The sequence below is a fragment of the Lelliottia nimipressuralis genome, from assembly GCF_041464075.1.
Lineage (GTDB): Bacteria > Pseudomonadota > Gammaproteobacteria > Enterobacterales > Enterobacteriaceae > Enterobacter > Enterobacter nimipressuralis.
Genome location: NZ_CP167172.1, coordinates 2,753,188 through 2,769,132, shown reverse-complemented (window position 1 = coordinate 2,769,132; position 15,945 = coordinate 2,753,188). Strand labels below are relative to the sequence as shown.

Genomic DNA, 15,945 nt, shown 5'->3' with positions numbered 1-15,945 from the left:
TCTGACATCTCGAAAACCGTAAGGAGGATAAGGGTGGCAGACTCGTTAAACGTACCGCCTGCACTGACCGGAGAATTCGCATTCTTTTTCGATCTCGACGGGACTCTCGCCGACATCAAACCGCACCCCGATCAGGTGGTGATACCTGCCGATATTCTCCGGGTGTTACATCAGCTCTCCAGCATCAATCATGGGGCACTGGCATTGATATCAGGGCGCTCAATGGCCGAGCTGGATCAGCTTGCCAGGCCTTACCGCTTTCCGCTTGCCGGTGTGCACGGAGCGGAGCGCCGCGACATCCATGGCAACGCGCATATCGTCTCTCTTCCCGATTCACTGATTCAGTCGCTCACGGTACAACTGACCGCGGCGCTAGAGCATCTGCCGGGAACGGAGCTGGAAGCGAAAGGGATGGCCTTTGCGCTGCACTATCGTCAGGGGCCGCAGCACGAAGCTGCCATCACGGCGCTGGCAACCTCCATCGTCGCGGCACACCCTCAGCTTGCGCTGCAGCCGGGCAAATGTGTGGTGGAGATAAAACCGAGGGGCATTAATAAAGGAGAGGCGATCAAGGCCTTCATGACCGAGGCGCCTTTTGCGGGCAGAACGCCGGTGTTTATCGGCGACGACCTGACGGACGAAAGCGGTTTTAGCGCCGTCAATCAGGCCGGAGGGGTATCAATTAAAGTCGGACAGGGTGAAACCTGCGCCGAATGGCGACTGGCGAATGTCGCCAGCGTCTGGCAATGGGTCACCGAAGTCGCTAACCAGCAACAAGAAGAAAAAATAGCGCATAACAACAGGAGAAAACATGATGGGTCGCTTAGTCGTAGTCTCTAACCGAATTGCGCCACCGGACGATAAAAAATCCAGCGCGGGTGGTCTGGCGGTAGGGATTTTGGGTGCCTTAAAAACAGCTGGCGGTTTGTGGTTTGGCTGGAGCGGTGACGTTGGTAATGAAGACCAGCCGCTAAAAAAGGTGACACGGGGCAACATCACGTGGGCATCGTTTAATCTGGGTGAAAAGGACTACGAAGAGTATTACTCGCAGTTCTCGAATGCCGTGCTGTGGCCGGCGTTTCACTATCGTCTGGACCTGGTTAAATTCGAGCGCGATTCGTGGGAAGGGTACACACGTGTCAATGCGCTGCTGGCGGATAAACTGCTGCCGTTAATCGAGGAAGACGATATTTTATGGATCCACGATTATCACCTGATTCCGTTCGCCAGCGAGCTGCGCAAACGTGGGGTAAATAACCGGATCGGCTTCTTCCTGCACATCCCGTTCCCGACGCCGGAGATTTTCACCGCGTTGCCGCCGCATGAAGAGCTGCTGGAAGGGCTGTGCGATTACGATCTGCTTGGCTTCCAGACGGAAAACGACCGCGTGGCGTTTCTCGATAGCGTCTCCGGTAAAACGCGCGTGACCACCCGCAGCGGCAAGTCTCATACCGCGTGGGGCAAGACTTTCGAGACCGAAGTCTATCCAATCGGTATTGAACCTGATGAAATCGCTGCTGACGCCTCTGGCCCGCTGCCGCCGAAACTGGCGCAGCTCAAAAGCGAGCTGAAAAACGTCAAAAACATCTTCTCCGTGGAGCGTCTGGATTACTCGAAAGGGCTGCCGGAACGCTTCCAGGCCTATGAGAGACTGCTCGAAAAATTCCCGCAGCATCACGGTAAAATCCGCTATACGCAGATTGCCCCGACCTCACGTGGTGAGGTGCAGGCCTATCAGGATATCCGGCATCAACTGGAAACCGAGGCCGGGCGCATCAACGGTCGCTACGGGCAGCTGGGCTGGACACCGCTTTATTATCTCAACCAGCATTTTGAGCGCAAAATTCTGATGAAGGTATTCCGCTATGCGGAAGTGGGGCTGGTAACGCCTCTGCGCGACGGGATGAACCTGGTGGCAAAAGAGTATGTCGCCGCGCAGGACCCGAAAGACCCTGGCGTGCTGGTGCTTTCACAGTTTGCGGGGGCGGCGAATGAGCTGACTTCGGCGCTGATCGTCAATCCTTACGACAGCGATGATGTGGCCAATGCCCTCGACAGGGCGCTGACCATGCCGCTGACTGAGCGTATCTCGCGCCATGCGGAGATGATGAAAGTGATTCGCGAGAACGATATTAATCACTGGCAGGAGCATTTTATTCGCGATCTTGAGCGGATCACTCCCCGTAGCCGGGAGAGCAATCTGCAAAAAAAGGTCGCAACCTTCCCTAAACTGGCTTAATGAGTCCCCCTCGGCGGCATCAGTTGCCGAGGGGAACCAGCAGCACGTCCACCTGGCTTGAGCTGACAATCGCTTTGGCGGAGCAGGCGGCGCGTGAGAAGAAGCTGTGGTTATGGTTACCGCAGATCACCAAATCGGCCTGCTCTTTGCGGCAAATATCCAGAATATGTTCGCTCAGTTCGCCGGTGGCGATAAAGGTCCGCGCGATAGGATACTGGGCTTTATCCTCCAGCTCCTGCAAAAACTGCTGCGTCTCTTCCTGCAACAGCCCACGAATATCTTCCAGCATCGGTGCCGCCAGCTGGTTATACATTTCCGGCTCGGCCGCCAGCGTAACCAGACTAATCCGCGCATTGAGCGGGCGGGCGATCGAGACCGCTCGCGCCAGCAGTTGATGGCTTTCCGGGGTAACAGCAACGCATACCAGAATGTGTGAGTAACTCATCGCTCACTCCTTTGATGTCCAGAGACAGAGGATTCATCACCATTAGCGCGATTCGTACCGCTTCGCAAGAGGGCAATACGACATTGGTGTGACGCTTATCATAATTATTCATTAATTATTCTTATAAAACGAAAAGTGTCATAACCGAGCTTATCAACGTAAAAGCGTTACTTAACCAAAACATCCCCCTTTTAATATTGAACCCGTCATCAGATATCCGCCGTTTTTGACCAGCAAGTTATCGTCACGAACGGAAATTTGTTACATTTTTTAATTTTATAACTTCATGATTTTAAAAGAAATTAATGATGTGTTACTGACTATGGCTTAATATGTTAAGCAAAAGATCATTAAGGATAATGCTCTCTGGCGAGGGGTGAGCTGGTCGGATAAGCCACTGCATGAGTATTCGTCCATTCAGAATAGAAAAGAGCCTCATTTGGGTAAAAATCAACCAACTTACAAGTCACGCTGATGGATTAATCCCTGTTTATCGCTCAATTTTTGTGACGCAGATCACATTTTTTTTAAAATTTGGGCGGGGCTGCATTGTATGTGGGAAAACGGACGAGTAGAGTTGCCTCGAATTAGGAAAAATCTTAGTTATTTGTAAGTAATGATAAGACGCTATGGTCAGGGATCACCATTTAAAAACCGCGCGTTTTATCCAGTTTAACCTTAATTCGACTATGCATTTTCGCCTTTTCTTTTTTTTACCGGGGTTTTCTCGGCGACATCACGGGGTGCGGTCTTACCGCATAAAAAATTATAGTTGGTTATTCTGGATGGGAAAAATGCATACATCCGAGATGCTTAAACATGTCTATGACATCAATTTGTCATACTTATTACTTGCACAGCGTTTGATTAGTCAGGACAAACCGTCCGCCATGTTCCGCCTGGGTATCAGCGAAGAAATGGCAACAACGCTCGGTGGATTAACTCTCCCTCAGATGGTCAAACTGGCGGAAACCAATCAGCTGGTATGTCAGTTCCGCTTCGACAGTCATCAGACCATTACGCGTCTGACTCAGGATTCACGCGTTGACGATCTGCAACAGATCCACACCGGGATTTTGCTTTCAACCCGCCTTCTCACCGAAATCAGCCAGCCTGACGACGTGGCCCGCAAGAAAAGGGCTTAATGATGAGCGAAAAAAGCATTGTTCAGGAAGCTCGCGACATTCAGTTGGCAATGGAACTGATCACGTTGGGTGCTCGCTTACAAATGCTGGAAAGCGAGACTCAGCTGAGCCGCGGTCGACTTATCAAACTGTATAAAGAATTACGCGGTAGCCCGCCTCCGAAAGGGATGCTGCCCTTTTCAACGGACTGGTTTATGACCTGGGAGCAAAACATCCACGCATCGATGTTTTGCAATGCCTGGCAGTTTCTCTTGAAAACTGGCTTGTGCAGTGGCGTAGATGCTGTCATCAAAGCCTATAAACTCTACCTTGAACAATGTCCGCAGCCGGAAGAGGGGCCACTTCTGGCGCTGACCCGCGCATGGACGCTGGTGCGCTTCGTTGAGAGTGGATTGCTGCAATTGTCGCGCTGTAACTGCTGCGACGGCAACTTTATCACCCATGCTCATCAGCCAGTAGGTAGCTTCGCCTGCAGTTTATGCCAGCCGCCGTCCCGTGCGGTAAAAAGACGTAAACTTTCCCCGGAAGCTGCCGATATTAATCCACAACTGCTGGATGAACAGATCGAACAAGCTGTTTAACCCGAACGTGTGGGAAAGATTCCAGCAGCGGTAAGAAATTACCGCTGCTTTTTTTTACCCCGCATTCCGGTAACGCCTTCGAACTCAACATCCTGTCATGGTCTCTAGCGGAAGGATGATGTCGTGCTTATCTTATTAGGTTACCTGGTTGTTATCGGTACAGTTTTCGGCGGTTATATGATGACCGGCGGGCACCTGGGAGCACTCTATCAACCGGCTGAACTGATTATTATCGGCGGCGCAGGGGTAGGTGCTTTTATCGTTGGCAACAACGGTAAATCGATTAAAGGAACGCTCAAAGCGCTCCCATTACTGTTTCGTCGTTCAAAATACACCAAAAGCATGTATATGGACCTGCTGGCGCTGCTCTATCGTCTGATGGCAAAGTCGCGTCAACAGGGCATGTTCTCGTTGGAACGTGATATTGAGAACCCGAAAGAGAGCGAAATTTTCGCCAGTTATCCACGTATTCTCGCTGACGCGATGATGCTGGATTTTATCGTCGATTATCTTCGACTCATCATCAGCGGCAACATGAACACCTTCGAGATCGAAGCGCTGATGGACGAAGAGATCGAAACTCACGAAAGCGAATCCGAAGTGCCGGCTAACGCCCTGGCGCTGGTGGGGGATTCACTGCCGGCATTCGGTATCGTCGCGGCGGTGATGGGCGTGGTACACGCACTGGCCTCCGCCGATCGCCCGGCTGCAGAGCTGGGGGCACTGATTGCCCACGCAATGGTTGGGACATTCCTCGGTATTCTTCTCGCCTACGGTTTTATCTCGCCGCTGGCAAGCGTGCTACGCCAGAAGAGTGCGGAAACTACCAAGATGATGCAGTGCGTGAAGATCACCTTGTTATCAAACCTGAACGGCTACGCACCGCCAATCGCGGTAGAATTCGGGCGTAAAACCCTGTACTCCAGCGAGCGTCCATCGTTTGTCGAGCTTGAAGAACACGTCCGCGCTGTGAAGAACCCTAACCAACAGACGACGACTGAGGACGCATGAAAAATCAGTCCCATCCCATCGTCATAGTTAAAAAGCGCAAACACAAAGGCCATGGGGGCGGCTCCCATGGCTCGTGGAAAATCGCTTACGCGGACTTTATGACCGCAATGATGGCGTTTTTCCTGGTGATGTGGCTGATTTCCATCTCCAGCCCGAAAGAGCTGATTCAGATCGCGGAATATTTCAGAACGCCGCTGGCGACGGCGGTGACGGGCGGGCAGCGAATTGCGAACAGCGACAGCCCAATCCCTGGTGGGGGTGATGATTACACCCAGCAAAAGGGTGAAGTGAAGAAAGAGCCGAATATCGACGAGCTGAAAAAGCGCATGGAGCAGGCGCGGTTGAAAAAACTGCGTGGCGACCTCGACCAGCTCATCGAGGCTGACCCGAAACTGCGCGCGCTGCGTCCACATTTGAAAATCGATCTGGTGCAGGAAGGGTTACGCATCCAGATTATTGATAGCCAGAACCGCCCAATGTTCAAAACCGGCAGCGCGGAAGTTGAGCCTTATATGCGCGATATTTTGCGCGGTATTGCGCCGGTGCTGAACGGTATTCCGAACCGCATCAGTCTCTCTGGCCATACGGATGATTTCCCGTATGCCAACGGCGAAAAGGGATACAGCAACTGGGAGCTTTCTGCCGATCGTGCCAACGCCTCGCGTCGCGAGCTGGTGGTGGGTGGGCTTGATGAAGGCAAAGTCCTGCGCGTCGTCGGAATGGCCGCCACCATGCGGGTGACCGACCGCGGCCCGGACGATGCCATTAACCGTCGTATCAGTCTTTTAGTGCTCAATCAGCAGGCGGAGCAGACCATTCTGCACGAAAACGCCGAAAGCCAGAATGAGTCACTGGATGATTTAAAACAGCCAGGGGCAGTGCCTTCGGCTGCCGTTCCAACATCGCCACCAGCCAATCCGAGGTGATAGCGTGAGCATGGATATTAGCGATTTTTACCAGACGTTTTTTGATGAAGCCGACGAGTTGTTGGCGGACATGGAGCAGCATCTGCTGGATTTAGTGCCTGAGGCACCGGATTCAGAACAGCTCAATGCCATTTTCCGTGCGGCACATTCCATTAAAGGTGGCGCCGGAACATTTGGTTTTACCATTTTGCAGGAAACTACCCATTTAATGGAGAACCTGCTGGATGAAGCTCGTCGCGGTGAGATGCAGCTCAACACCGACATTATTAACCTGTTTTTGGAAACCAAAGATATTATGCAGGAACAGCTCGACGCCTATAAAAGCTCGCAAGAGCCAGATGCTGCAAGCTTTGAATACATCTGCAACGCTCTGCGCCAGTTAGCTCTGGAAGCGAAGGGCGAAGTCGCTGCACCTGCGGTCAGCGCGGCAAAATTAAGCGTGGTTGATGCACTGGCGTCAGAAGACGCGACCCCGCCTGCAGCCGAAGCAAAGCTGCGCGTGGTGCTCTCTCGTCTGAAAGAGAGTGAAGTGAATCTGCTGGAAGAAGAGCTGGGTAACCTAGCGACCCTGAGCAACATCGTTAAAGGCCCCGATAGTCTGGCAGCTACCATTGATGGTGGCATCGGTCAGGATGATATCGTCGCGGTGCTGTGCTTCGTGATCGAAGCCGACCAGATCACCTTTGAAACTGAAACGGCGGCTGCAGAAGCCCCTGTTGAGGTCGCGGAAGTGGTGTCTGCGCCTGACGTGAGCGTGCCAGCGGTGGTTGCCCCGACGCCCGTGCTGAAAGCCGTTCCCGGCGAATCGGCTGCACCGAACCGCGCTGAACGTGAAAAACCGGCGGCCCGCAGCAGTGAATCCACCAGTATCCGCGTGGCGGTAGAGAAGGTCGATCAGCTGATTAACCTGGTGGGCGAACTGGTGATCACCCAGTCCATGCTGGCGCAACGTTCGAACGAACTGGACCCGGTGACCCACGGCGATCTGATTACCAGCATGGGTCAGTTACAACGTAACGCCCGAGATCTGCAGGAATCGGTGATGTCCATCCGTATGATGCCGATGGAGTACGTCTTCAGCCGCTTCCCGCGTCTGGTCCGCGACCTGGCGAGCAAGCTCAACAAACAGATTGAACTGACCCAGCTGGGGAGTTCAACCGAGCTGGATAAGAGCCTGATTGAGCGCATTATCGATCCGTTAACGCACCTGGTGCGTAACAGCCTCGATCACGGCATTGAATCCCCGGAAAACCGTATTGCGGCAGGGAAATCCCCGGTCGGTAACCTGATTCTGTCCGCAGAACATCAGGGCGGCAACATCTGCATTGAAGTCACCGATGACGGCGCAGGCCTGAACCGCGAGCGTATTCTGGCGAAAGCTCTTTCGCAGGGCATGCAGGTGAACGAGAACATGACCGATGAAGAAGTCGGCATGCTGATCTTCGCCCCGGGCTTCTCGACTGCCGAGCAGGTGACTGATGTGTCGGGCCGTGGCGTGGGTATGGACGTGGTGAAACGTAACATCCAGGAGATGGGCGGCCACGTTGAGATCAAGTCTAAGCAAGGTTCAGGTACCACTATCCGTATCCTGCTGCCACTGACGCTGGCGATCCTCGACGGGATGTCCGTGAAGGTCGCCGACGAAGTATTTATTCTTCCGCTGAATGCGGTGATGGAGTCCCTGCAGCCGCGTGATGAAGATCTGCATCCGCTGGCCGGTGGCGAGCGCGTGCTGGAAGTGCGTGGCGAGTATCTGCCACTGGTGGAACTGTGGAAAGTGTTTGAAGTCGACGGCGCGAAGACCGAAGCGACTCAGGGCATCGTGGTTATTCTGCAAAGCGCGGGGCGCCGCTATGCGCTGCTGGTCGATCAGCTGATTGGTCAGCACCAGGTGGTGGTGAAAAACCTCGAAAGCAACTACCGCAAAGTGCCAGGAATTTCAGCTGCCACCATCCTTGGCGATGGCAGCGTCGCACTGATCGTCGATGTGTCGGCGCTTCAGGGTTTAAATCGTGAACAACGTGTGGCGTACACAGCCGCCTGATTAGTTAAGAAGGTATAAACATGACCGGTATGAGTAATGTAACGAAACTGGCCGGCGAGCCATCAGGGCAGGAATTCCTGGTTTTCACTTTAGGCGATGAAGAGTACGGCATCGATATTCTTAAAGTGCAGGAGATTCGCGGCTACGATCAGGTGACTCGCATTGCCAACACACCTTCCTTTATCAAAGGTGTGACCAACCTGCGTGGTGTTATTGTCCCTATCGTCGATCTGCGCGTGAAGTTTAGCCAGGGTGACGTGGAGTATAACGATAACACCGTGGTAATCGTCCTGAACCTGGGCCAGCGCGTAGTGGGTATCGTGGTCGATGGCGTTTCTGACGTGCTGTCGCTGACCGCCGACCAGATCCGCCCGGCACCGGAATTCGCGGTGACCCTGTCCACCGAATACTTGACCGGTCTGGGCGCGCTGGGCGACCGTATGCTGATTTTGGTGAACATCGAGAAACTGCTGAACAGCGACGAGATGGCCCTGCTGGATATCGCGGCGAGCCACGTGGCGTGATGTTGCTGAGGGAGTCTATCGTTCATTCTATGAATGGGTAACGGCTAAACTTCTCAGCTTGTAAAGACAAAAGGGGACTGTAGGTCCCCTTGTTGCTTCTTCGCCAATTGGCAAGGCTGTAGTGAACCTTTAGTATTCAATACTATTCGTGTTCAGTGCGAGAATGTATGCGTGGTGAGGAAATATGTATATTGAAAATATACTGGCAATATTGTCATTGCCATGAAACTTAAACCAGTATACCCGGTTCTTTTGTAGCACTGAGTTTCTGAGAGATCATTTCCAGGTAATAGGTTCTATTGTGCTCGACTTTCTCAGCAAGAAGTAATTTTTTACAGCTGACTTTTTTTATTTTTTGTTTAATGCATTGAATGTTGAGAAGAACTCTCGCTCGTCACTTAGTAAATGTTGTCTGTCGATTACGTGAATATTACCCAGTAATTTTAACGACATAGATGATGCTCCAAAAGAGAATGCATAGTTTTTACTATTAGTCATTATCTTCCATTTAAAATACTGCGGTAGACGAAGCGTTGTATTGACAATCTCCCTTTGTATATCAATAATATAAACCCCATCCTCTGAAGATGTGTAATTGCTATCCGACCAGGATATTATTGCATTCAAATCTGTGACGTTGTGAAATGAGAGTAATGCTTGCGAAACAGAGAATGACTCAATTTTATTTTCACAACACTCACCCCACTCTAATATATGATCTATATCAAAGGAAAGGATAGACTCTTCATTTCTCTGATAACCAGGTAGAAACACTCCATGAATTGCATTGTCATGGAAGTTATAATTTTCAAAATCATATGTCATATTATTGTCTTCCTTTTTATGGTGCAACACCACATCCTCCAAATACATGCTTAGCATGCTTACACTCGCATGTTTTTGGTATCTGCCTATTAACATCATAATGCCAATGAACCGGACTTCCTGTCTTTGCCATGCAACCATGGCTTCCTTCTAGAGGATCAGGAGCCCTGCCATGTTTTTCGTAATGAGTAACCTTGTTAAACATTTCACCTGCTGGTGGATTGCATGGTGGACATTCTTCTTCGTCTACATCACTGAATGTCTTATTAAACCACGTCGTAAGTCCTTTCGCTGCTTTATCATTTAGATCACTTGAAGGATTCGGTAACCCTGGAATAGGTATTGGCGGAAGTGGAATAGCAAACAATCCCAGAGGATCCACTCCCGTCACTGGATTCAAAGGGTAGCTATAAACATTTACCCCACCCGCCAGCCCTATCGGGTCCTGGGTAATATACCGGCCCTGCTGCGGGTCATAATAACGATGGCGGTTATAGTACAGCCCCGTCTCTTTATCGTGCTGCTGCCCCGGCAGACGAATAAGCTGCTGCAGATTATCCGGGTTTTCTTCCCGCAGCAGGTTTCCCCATTCATCATACTCTGCCTGCCAGGCAATGCGGCCGTCCGCGTCAACTAATGCCAGCGGCAGCCCCCGGTGGTCGCAGTGGTACAGGTGCAGTTTCCGCGCAGGCGTGGTGTCCGGCTCCATCTGGTCCTTCATCTGCGCCGGTGTCAGGCCGCACTGTGCCAGCCACTCACGGCTGTGGTCACTGAGCCGGCCGGTCTTCAGCTCTTCCTCGAGCGTGTCCAGCAGGACGATAAGTTCCGGTACAAACACCATCCCCGCATCCTGCTGCAGTTTTTCCGCCAGCGTGCGGCGGGCGGGTGTCAGCGCGCAGGTGGCGGTTTCAATGCGCAGTAACGGTGTGAAGGTACCGGGCTGATACACCGTCTGGATGCGGGAGCTGTCCGTCTGCACTGTGGTCAGCCGGTCACCGTCCCAGCCGTACCACACGGATTCAGCAGGCGCTGCCGGGACCCGCCACCCGCTGTCGTACGTCTCACCCTGCCAGACCTGTTTGCGGATGCGGCGCCCGCGCGGGTCATACGCGTAGCGGCTTTCCGTCAGCAGCCTGCCGTTCTGTATCCTGCGGTACTGCGTCAGCCGGTGCTGATTATCGTACGCAAAGTGACGGGTGATGCTGCCGTCCCGCTGGAGACGGCGCTCGTCCTTTTCCGTCAGCCGGCCGTGGGCATCGTAATGGTAAAAACCGTCGCCATCCTCCGTGATGCGGTTATCCGGCCAGACGTCCGGCCGCGCCGGAACGGTATCGTGCGCGACCGTCCGGTTACCGGCCGGGTCGGTCGGGGTCCACTGTGTCCGGTCGTGGTACGCGGTGCTGAGCAGGCGTCCGTTTTCGTACCCGTAATCGCGCTGCCCGTGCTGTCCGCGCATCCGGATAAGCTGCCCGTCCGCATTCCAGGTGTAGTCCCGGTCAAGCGCGGTGTGGTTCAGATGATGACTCTGTACCTGGCCGTCAGGCGTGTAGGCGGTGGCCTGCGTATAGCCGCCGAAACGGCGCTGTGTTTCCCGGTGCAGGCGGTCGCGGGTGTAGTCAATAAGCGGGGTGTCGCCGAGTTTCATACCCGCCAGCCAGCCGGAACCCCAGGTCAGCCACTCCACCGGCGGGAGCTGGTCGGGGGTGAGGCGGTATTCGAGACCGGCGCGGTAGTCGTGCCGGGTGGTGTGCTCCCACAGCAGGGTATTCGTTGCCGGACAGCGCACCGTCTGGCACTCAGCCGTGAGACGACCTTCGGGGGTATAGTCATATGAAACGGCCACCCGGTGGCCTTCGCTCAGATGGCTGATGCCCGTCAGCCAGCCGCGTGCGTCATAGTGCCACTGCTCTGCCGGTTCACCGTTGAGGGTCCGGCTGAGCAGGCGGCCGGCATCGTCGTACTGCCAGTGCGTGGCCAGACCCTCCTCCTCGCTGTGGATGAGCCGGCCCGCCGGGTCATAGCGGTAACGTTTTGTGCGCCCGTCAAAGCCCGTTTCTTCCGTCAGCCGGTCCAGGACATCGTACGTGAAGGTGGTCTGGCTGCCGTTCTCGTTAACCAGCGTGGTCGGGCGGCCCGCGGCGTCATACGCCATCCGGCGGGTCAGGCTGCCCCGGGTGGTGAGAATGACATTCCCCCGGGCGTCAAAGCCGGTTTCACTGCGCTCACCGTCGGGGGAGACCACCGCCGTCAGGTCGCCCGCCAGGTTGTACTCATAGCGGGTCGGGTGCCCGGCGGCGCCGGTCACCGTCGCCAGCCTGCCGCGGGCATCATACGCCCGGTACTGGCTCAGGCCTTCTTCCCGGTGAACGGCCGTCAGCTGGCCAGAGCGGTCATACTCATGGCGGGTCTGATACCCGGAGCAGTCGGTGTACGTCAGAAGCTGGCCGTAGCGGCTCCAGGTCATCTGTTTCCGACTCCCGGTGGGGTCTTCGGTGGCAGACGGGTATTCGCTGTGCGGGTCAGCATATTCATGGCGGGTGACGTCGCCCTGGCGCGAGACACTGGCGGTCAGCCTGCCGGCGGCGTCGTACTCCTGCCGGCTTTTCAGCCCGTCCGGGTAGACGGTGGCGGTCAGCTGGTGCCGGCTGTTGTAGTAAAATTCCGTGAGCCTGCCGTCCGGCGCGACCAGGGCGGCCAGCAGACCGGAGCCGGGGTGCAGGCGGTATTCCGTCCTGCGGCCCGCCGCATCGGTCTGCGCCACCAGGCGGCCGGCATTGTCGAACTCACTCAGGATGAGGCTGCCGTCGTGCAGCACCTTTTTCACCACCCGCTTCAGGCCGCCTTCACCTTCGGTGTGCAGCACCTCGCGACGGTTCAGGCTGTCGGTGATGACCGTGTACCCTTTTTCGTACTGATAGCGGTAGCTCAGGCCGCCGGGGTTATGCTGCTCCGTGACGCGACCGGTGGCATCGTAGCGGTAGGTCGTCTGCGGCCTGCCTGCATACCGGTGGGCCACCATCCGCCCCGGATACTGTTCATCGTACGTGAAAGCGCGCACCCGGGTGCCGCTGCGGTCATATACCGCGGTCAGTTCACCGCGCGGGGAATAGTCGTAACGCACCAGGGGGGCGGACGGGAGGTCATCCGGGTACTGCGGGTCGTGCGTGAGCCAGACTTCAGACAGGCGGGCCCCGGTCCCGGCAGGGACCAGCACCAGCCGGAAGCGGCGGCCTGCGCCGTCGGTCACCCCGGTGACGGCGCCGGTAAACTCCCCCGATGCAGCGCGGTGGAAGGCCAGCGTGCGGCCAGAATGGTCCGTCAGTCCGGTTAAAATACGGTAAGGCGGCAGCGGTGCGGGCAGAACTTCATCTGCAGCCGGGACCCGTTCCGGCCAGCCGAGCCGCCACCACGGCCCCTGCACGCTGCTGGTTGCCAGATAAAGGTGCTCACTCAGGCGGACCGCTTCCGGCAGGGCCTGCCAGAGACGGTGCAGGGGATGGGCCTCGTTCAGGTTCAGAACCCCGCCGCGCGCCAGCCAGAAGGACTCGGTGCGGCTGAACGCCACTTCGCCGGGCAGGAGCGGGTCAAAGTGGATGCTGCGCCCGCCGTTGTCGTTGAGGATGAGCCCGTTATCGCGCAGCTGCAGGCGGATATCGGAGGGCGCGTGCCAGCCGGGACCGAAAATGCCGGGCGGGGCCGGGGTTTTTGTGCGGTAACTGCTGTAGGTGCGCGAGAGGACAAACGGCAGCGGCCCCGGCAGGGCCACATCCGTTTCACCGGGGAGGACTTTGGCCCCGAGCAGCGGATTAACGGGGCTGCCGGAGGTCACGCCGCCGGGACAGACCGAGCAGGCGACACCGGTCGGGGCGCCAATCATCACCCCGAGACTGCCCTGCACAATCGGGCCGCCAGTGGCGGTCATATCCCCCTGACGGGCAGCCGGTTTTCCGCTCATGATCAAATCCTTTTGATAAATAAATATCTGATTAATTTCGTACTTATTATTGGGTCGATAGGTGCTGGCTTTTAAGCGTTAGGTGGTGGTTCGGTTACGCCGCAGTTCCAGTTGATCAATAGCGCATCCCCACTGATTGCCGCCGCGCCCTGTAGGTTGATGGAAGTACCGTTAAGAAATATTTTTCCGTCTTTCGTCAGAACCAGGCGAGCCATGCCGCAACACAACTCCAGATGATCCCCGGCGGAGTAGACAGCCACTTTACCGGTGCTTTCAGTTTTATTTTTCCCTACTGTAAAAGTGACGTTTTCACCCACACTGACGTCATAACCCTTACCGACTAACAGGGATTTCTGTATCCCAACTTGTGATGATTGCGTCAGTGCCACTGAGGTGTTCATGACACCTCCGACCGTAGTCTGATATGCCACGCCAACCGTTAACGCACGAGCCACACCGACAGTTTCAGCCTGATTCAGGCCGACGGTAAGGCTCTGGTTTTGCCCCACGGTTTCCTTCTGATTTTGCATGACGGTCTGGATCTGGTTTTGCTTCACAGTAATCATCTGGTTGGCACCGATGGTTTCCATGTGGTTCACCTTCACATCGGTGGTGCGATTGTTCAGCACCTCGGTATCCATGTTTTTCTGCGCATGGATATACACCTGCTCCTGACCTGTCGCATCGTCGAATTTAAGTTCATTAAAACCGCCGCCCATGTAGGTCTTCGAGCGAAGCGTCATCTGTGTTTTTGTCCCCGGCAGGCTTCCCGGAGATCGGTTGTCCTCGTGGTAGGTACGCCCCATGACAATCGGCTGATCCGGGTCGCCATTAAGAAAATCAACGATCACTTCCTGGCCAACGCGTGGAATAGCAAGATGGCCAAACCCTGCACCTGCCCACGACTGGGAAACGCGCACCCAACAAGAGCTGTCTTCGGTGGTGCCATGATAACGGTCCCAATGAAATTTCAATCGGATACGGCCATGTTCATCACAGAAAATTTCTTCACCTGCTGGCCCGGTGACGACTGCACTTTGCGGCCCATCTACTTTTGGTTTTAATAAAGGATGAGAGCGCCAGGTTTTGTCCGCAGGGATGACAGTAAATTGGTTATTCAGAGTAGTCCCTTGACCTTGACTGCCGTGAAGCGCCTGCGGTTGTTCTCCGCTCAGCATGCTTTGCACCACTTGCCATTGTCGGTTTAACGTTTGTGTGGGATGCCCGGTAAGGGTAAACGTGACTCCAGGCCACAAGGAGGGGGAATTACTGATACAGGACGCTGTTTCGGCGTTGTTACGCCGACCTTCAATTTGATACCGGGCGAAATCCTGCCCGTGTTGCTCATCCTTGAAGCGGCCTGGGTAATCAAAAATTTCGTACTGCGTGTGCTGTCCGTTAAGCGTCTCTCCGGAATGCCTATATTGTCCGGACCATTGCGGTACTTTAAAGGTGTAGTCGAGAGTCTCTACAGACGAGGGGCGAATCTGAGCCTGGTAGCTGAATGTGCTGATACATTGTGTGGATACCTCTGTCGAGGTATTAGGATTAAATGGAAATTCGCCTGCATTAGGTAACCCGGCAACGCCATCGCACAATGTCAGGGTTTGTGCCGTGCCATCCATTGCCATCTTGTCGAAAAAGAAAATACCCTCTTCTGACCACAGTCGAGCCAGAAAAGCCAGGTCAGTTTCGCCGTACTGTACGCAAAATTCTCGCGTTGGATGATCTTCATAAAATACAGGTTTCCAGTCAGTAATACCGTTTTCATTCAGAAGAAGGGCGGAAATAGTCTGAATATCTTGCTGCTGGAAACTGCGGAAATTCTGACGTAGCGCACTGCGCCAGAGGGGGGGGTGAATACGCAGATGGTACTGCATCTGCCAACCGTTGTTTTCTTTCATCCCAAAGGTGACAACAACACCGGTGACGCAGCGCCGCGCTTCTGCCCCTTGCCAGATAGTCAGGGTGGCGTTCTTTTCAAGCAGCTGTTCTGCGGTTTGTCCGAAGGAGTTGCTTGCTACGTCTACATCCAGAGCAAAGGGCGAGGAATAATGTTGATTTAGTCCGAACCTGACTACGGTAAACGTGTTTGCCGCCAGCCCGTCGACTTCAAGTGTAAATCGCAGTCCATTTAATGACATTCCATTTCCCTTCCCTGGTGTAAAGAAAAGTATCTAAAAAAACAGTGTGGCAGAGAGAAAAAACTAAAGGTAGTTCAGCATCGGACAAAATAAAATAGATGAAGAG

The 15,945-nt window shown here is 54.5% G+C and carries 12 protein-coding genes; 8 read left to right on the top strand and 4 right to left on the bottom strand.

Annotation, left to right across the window (positions count from 1 at the left end; genetic code table 11):
• Positions 1-33: 33 nt before the first annotated feature.
• Both otsB and otsA read left to right on the top strand, forming a co-directional pair.
• Positions 34-840: a trehalose-phosphatase gene (otsB, locus tag ACB496_RS13305; RefSeq protein WP_102104002.1), complete on the top strand. Its 807-nt coding sequence runs from the start codon at positions 34-36 to the stop codon at positions 838-840.
• On the top strand, positions 815-2,239 hold the full coding sequence (gene otsA, locus ACB496_RS13300; protein WP_102104142.1) for an alpha,alpha-trehalose-phosphate synthase: 1,425 nt from the start codon (positions 815-817) through the stop codon (positions 2,237-2,239). Before otsB ends, otsA begins: the two co-directional genes overlap by 26 nt.
• Positions 2,240-2,258: 19 nt before the next feature.
• On the opposite strand, the gene uspC is transcribed toward otsA, so the two are convergent.
• Positions 2,259-2,684: a universal stress protein UspC gene (gene uspC, locus ACB496_RS13295; RefSeq protein ID WP_100779743.1), complete on the bottom strand. Its 426-nt coding sequence runs from the start codon at positions 2,682-2,684 to the stop codon at positions 2,259-2,261.
• 794 nt (positions 2,685-3,478) lie between these two features.
• Between uspC and flhD the strand changes: the two genes are divergently transcribed.
• From flhD to cheW, 6 genes are all read left to right on the top strand, one after another.
• A complete protein-coding gene (flhD, locus tag ACB496_RS13290) occupies positions 3,479-3,829 on the top strand; it encodes a flagellar transcriptional regulator FlhD (protein WP_181826511.1) in 351 nt (116 codons plus the stop codon).
• 2 nt (positions 3,830-3,831) lie between these two features.
• Positions 3,832-4,410 (top strand): flagellar transcriptional regulator FlhC, encoded by a 579-nt coding sequence (gene flhC, locus ACB496_RS13285; protein WP_100780858.1) that lies wholly within the window; start codon positions 3,832-3,834, stop codon positions 4,408-4,410.
• 123 nt (positions 4,411-4,533) lie between these two features.
• Positions 4,534-5,421 (top strand): flagellar motor stator protein MotA, encoded by an 888-nt coding sequence (gene motA, locus ACB496_RS13280; RefSeq protein ID WP_100779745.1) that lies wholly within the window; start codon positions 4,534-4,536, stop codon positions 5,419-5,421.
• On the top strand, positions 5,418-6,347 hold the full coding sequence (motB, locus tag ACB496_RS13275; protein WP_102104001.1) for a flagellar motor protein MotB: 930 nt from the start codon (positions 5,418-5,420) through the stop codon (positions 6,345-6,347). Before motA ends, motB begins: the two co-directional genes overlap by 4 nt.
• 4 nt (positions 6,348-6,351) lie before the next feature.
• The gene (cheA, locus tag ACB496_RS13270) at positions 6,352-8,391 is read left to right on the top strand and encodes a chemotaxis protein CheA (protein ID WP_248858669.1); all 2,040 of its coding nucleotides are present in this window, start codon (positions 6,352-6,354) and stop codon (positions 8,389-8,391) included.
• Between the two features lie 20 nt (positions 8,392-8,411).
• Positions 8,412-8,915, top strand: a complete 504-nt coding sequence (gene cheW / locus ACB496_RS13265; protein ID WP_095282421.1) for a chemotaxis protein CheW — start codon at positions 8,412-8,414, stop codon at positions 8,913-8,915.
• A gap of 348 nt (positions 8,916-9,263) precedes the next feature.
• On the opposite strand, the gene ACB496_RS13260 is transcribed toward cheW, so the two are convergent.
• The 3 genes from ACB496_RS13260 to ACB496_RS13250 all read right to left on the bottom strand — a co-directional run bounded on the left by ACB496_RS13260 (position 9,264) and on the right by ACB496_RS13250 (position 15,839).
• Positions 9,264-9,740, bottom strand: coding sequence for a hypothetical protein (locus ACB496_RS13260; protein ID WP_371972828.1), 477 nt, complete (start codon positions 9,738-9,740; stop codon positions 9,264-9,266).
• Positions 9,741-9,756: 16 nt separating this feature from the next.
• The gene (locus ACB496_RS13255; RefSeq protein ID WP_371972827.1) at positions 9,757-13,695 is read right to left on the bottom strand and encodes an RHS repeat-associated core domain-containing protein; all 3,939 of its coding nucleotides are present in this window, start codon (positions 13,693-13,695) and stop codon (positions 9,757-9,759) included.
• A gap of 71 nt (positions 13,696-13,766) precedes the next feature.
• Positions 13,767-15,839, bottom strand: coding sequence for a type VI secretion system Vgr family protein (locus ACB496_RS13250; protein ID WP_371972826.1), 2,073 nt, complete (start codon positions 15,837-15,839; stop codon positions 13,767-13,769).
• Positions 15,840-15,945 lie beyond the last annotated feature (106 nt).

What these genes read in the sequence shown, in the direction of transcription:
- otsA (WP_102104142.1), top strand. Translation starts at nt 815, where the DNA reads ATGGGTCGCTTAGTCGTAGTCTCTAACCGAATTGCGCCACCGGACGAT.
- uspC (WP_100779743.1), bottom strand. Translation starts at nt 2,684, where the DNA reads ATGAGTTACTCACACATTCTGGTATGCGTTGCTGTTACCCCGGAAAGC.
- flhD (WP_181826511.1), top strand. Translation starts at nt 3,479, where the DNA reads ATGCATACATCCGAGATGCTTAAACATGTCTATGACATCAATTTGTCA.
- flhC (WP_100780858.1), top strand. Translation starts at nt 3,832, where the DNA reads ATGAGCGAAAAAAGCATTGTTCAGGAAGCTCGCGACATTCAGTTGGCA.
- motB (WP_102104001.1), top strand. Translation starts at nt 5,418, where the DNA reads ATGAAAAATCAGTCCCATCCCATCGTCATAGTTAAAAAGCGCAAACAC.
- cheW (WP_095282421.1), top strand. Translation starts at nt 8,412, where the DNA reads ATGACCGGTATGAGTAATGTAACGAAACTGGCCGGCGAGCCATCAGGG.
- ACB496_RS13260 (WP_371972828.1), bottom strand. Translation starts at nt 9,740, where the DNA reads ATGACATATGATTTTGAAAATTATAACTTCCATGACAATGCAATTCAT.
- ACB496_RS13255 (WP_371972827.1), bottom strand. Translation starts at nt 13,695, where the DNA reads ATGAGCGGAAAACCGGCTGCCCGTCAGGGGGATATGACCGCCACTGGC.
- ACB496_RS13250 (WP_371972826.1), bottom strand. Translation starts at nt 15,839, where the DNA reads ATGTCATTAAATGGACTGCGATTTACACTTGAAGTCGACGGGCTGGCG.